Source organism: Proteiniphilum sp. UBA1028, from assembly GCF_002316955.1.
Taxonomy (GTDB): domain Bacteria; phylum Bacteroidota; class Bacteroidia; order Bacteroidales; family Dysgonomonadaceae; genus Proteiniphilum.
In genome coordinates this window covers 73,089-75,960 of record NZ_DCEN01000020.1, presented here as the reverse complement: position 1 = coordinate 75,960, position 2,872 = coordinate 73,089, and the positions used below count along the sequence as shown (strand labels likewise).

3 protein-coding genes are annotated in these 2,872 nt (G+C 42.1%); 1 reads left to right on the top strand and 2 read right to left on the bottom strand.

Annotated features, from left to right (window positions below; translation table 11 throughout):
* The coding region (locus tag B3Z75_RS02555; RefSeq protein ID WP_294067386.1) for a TonB-dependent receptor at positions 1 to 1,390 on the bottom strand (1,390 nt) is incomplete at its 3' end.
* Complete coding sequence (locus B3Z75_RS02550; protein WP_294067384.1) at positions 1,371 to 2,387, bottom strand: FecR family protein; 1,017 nt, start codon at positions 2,385 to 2,387, stop codon at positions 1,371 to 1,373. The genes B3Z75_RS02555 and B3Z75_RS02550, both read right to left, overlap by 20 nt.
* Before the next feature lie 134 nt (positions 2,388 to 2,521).
* On the opposite strand from B3Z75_RS02550, the gene B3Z75_RS02545 reads away from it, so the two are divergent.
* Positions 2,522 to 2,872 (top strand): RNA polymerase sigma factor (locus tag B3Z75_RS02545; protein ID WP_294067382.1); only part of this gene is annotated, 351 nt, incomplete at its 3' end.

Sequence of the window (2,872 nt, the reverse complement as noted above, 5' to 3'; positions counted from 1 at the left end):
CGTTCAGCATTCCGCCCATAACCATGTTGTAGCCATATGTATATCCTGAATTACGGCTTTCGCTCATATTGCCCGCATATTGCCCCACCCTCTTCCATCTGCCACGCTGCGTATGCTCAATAACCGATTGTTGCTGCCTGTTTCGGTAAGACAGGGAAAACAGCACACCCATCCGGTTTTCTTTGTCTGCTAATGTACGTGCTCGACCAACTGTTACGGAATAGTGCTGTGATGGCGGCGCTTTACGATTGAAAATCCGAAAATGTGTTGCCGGAATCTGTACTGCATTTTCTGGAACCTCGCGGCTTCCGTCGTCCAATCCGATAAAATCCCATTTACCGCGTTTTCTTCCGCGTTGGTTTTGAAATGTGCTTTGCGTATTCAGTTGAAATCCGGCTTTTAATTGCACAAAATTTTGTTCCGGAATATCTTTTGTGATGATATCGGTCATTGTACTACCGAAACTTACGGGAATATCCGGCGTGGATGATTTTAATAAACGGATATTGTCCACCAATGAAACGGGTAACATGTCGAAGGAAAAAATGCTGTACGCCGGATCGTAATTGGGCATCGGAATGCCATCAAGTGCAATTTCGTTCCATCGTCCGCCCGCGCCACGGACGATAATACCGTTATTTTCGGTGGCAGCGATACCCGGAATGAGTTGCAGTGCATCACGAACGGTGTTGGCGGCAGAGCGTTCTATTTCCTGTCCGGCAAGTACAGTACTGACATAAGATGTGTTTCGTTGTGCCCGCAATGCACCGACAATGAAGCTTTCAGGAGGTGTTTGGGTAACTACTATTTCGCTAAGCGAAACGTTTGTTTCTTTTAGAGCAACATCCAGGCGTGTTGTTTGCTTTTCGCCAATCTCAACGGATGCAACCCGTATCGGCTCGTATCCCAAAAAACGGATTTCAACCTCAAGACTGCCTACGGAAAGCGGTAACGAATAATCGCCGTTTAATCCGGTCATTGTTCCTTTTTGCACACTTTGTACCCATACGGTAGCGCCGGCGATCGGCACGCCAAACGTATCGGTAATTTTACCCGCCAGGTATCCTCCGGCAGATTTTTCGTGGTTGCGGCGAACGATTACAAAACGGTCAGCGTTGATTTTGCGATATGTAAGCGGAGTGTTTTCGAGTGACAAACGCAGCCATGTTTCAATATCTGCAGACATTGTTCTTAACGGACGCACAGTGACCCCTTCTAAAAACCGCGATTCGTACGTGATGGATTTTCCTTTTTCTCTGGCCGTTTCATCAATGCGTTCAATGCGCGACAACATATTTTCGGCCGGGAAAGAAGTGGTTTGCGCCCGGACATTTCCAATGAAAAATAAGCCGAAAAGCGACAATAATATTTTAGGGAATTTCCGTGACATTTGTGGATTGGAAGACTATTTTATCGTCAGCGATACGATAGGTCAAATCGTACAAAGCAGCTATTTCATCCGCAATTTCATTTATTGCCATGGATCTGTCGAGCGTCATATTTATGGACATTGATCCGGATTGGTTCTCAAAAACAACCTCTTTTCCGTATAGTTGACGAATACGTAAAGACAATTCATCGGCAGATGCACTTTCCAACACGATTGTACCTGTACGCCAGGCTGCTTTTTGCACGCTGTTAATCGATTCTCGCGTAAGCTCCTTTTTTGCCGCATAATATGTTGCTTGCTGGTTAGCTGCAAGCTCCAAACTTTTGTTCTCCGGAGTTGAAACATTTACATTTCCACTCAACACGCTGACTTCCTGAAATGATAATTCCGCGTAACTTTGAATTGTAAAACTTGTTCCAACCACTTTTACCGTCAACCCGTCGCGCAAATGAACGATGAATGGTTGGCTGTTATTGGGTTTTACGTTGAAAAATACCTCCCCTTCTTCCAACCACACTTCACGTGAGGTTTCACGTAAGGTTGTACCCGAGTTTAAAATGATTTCAGAACCGTCGGCTAAGGTGATATTTTTAATTGCATCGGTCGTAACATGTTGTTTTTCAATATTTTTCGTCTGATGATATTGCGGCTTGTAAAACAAAAATATCCCGATTACCAGTAAGGCAATACTTGCAATAGAAGCAATAATGGTAAGCGAAAGTTCACGTTTTTTTGCACGATGAGTTGGATTGTCCAAATCTATGCCTGCATGTTTAAAAATAAACGCCTTTGTATCAAGATCCATCTCATTTATGAGTTCGTCCGTTAACTCAAAATCCTTTTCGGGAATGAAATCGACTTCAAGCGATTCAATAATTTTGTTTTCTTCCTCAGTAGTTTTACCCAAACGGTATCTTTCGAACAAATCATGCGCCAGAACCTCCTTTTCTTTATCCGTCAATTTTTTTCGTGGATTATCGGATGTGCTATTTTTCATTTCTAAAGTATTTGTTCAATGTTTGAATGGATAAAATTACTATTTTTTTGTGGATCAACATATAACCGAATAGAAGAAATTCTGGCGATGGTGCGGTAATAAGATTCGAAGATTTTTTCTACTTTTGTTTTGGATTGAAAACAACAGACAAAATACTATTAAAAGCCATTGAAGAAAAAGACGAAAAGGCTTTTACTCAATTTTACGAAAGATACAACCGTGTCGTTCTTTGTTTCGTGTTGTCTAAAGTTCATAACAAGGAAATAGCGAAAGACGTTGTTCAGAATTTCTGGCTTGCCCTTTGGGAAAATCCGCGTATGTTGCGTGCGAATAAAAATGGATGTGTTAAAGTTTTTATGTTGCAATATCTTCGCTTCCGTATCTATGATATATATCGTATTGCCGTACCCGAAACCATTCCGATTGAATATACAAGCGTCGAATTCATTGATATAGCAAGCACAAACCTCGAAAAAGAAGAGTTG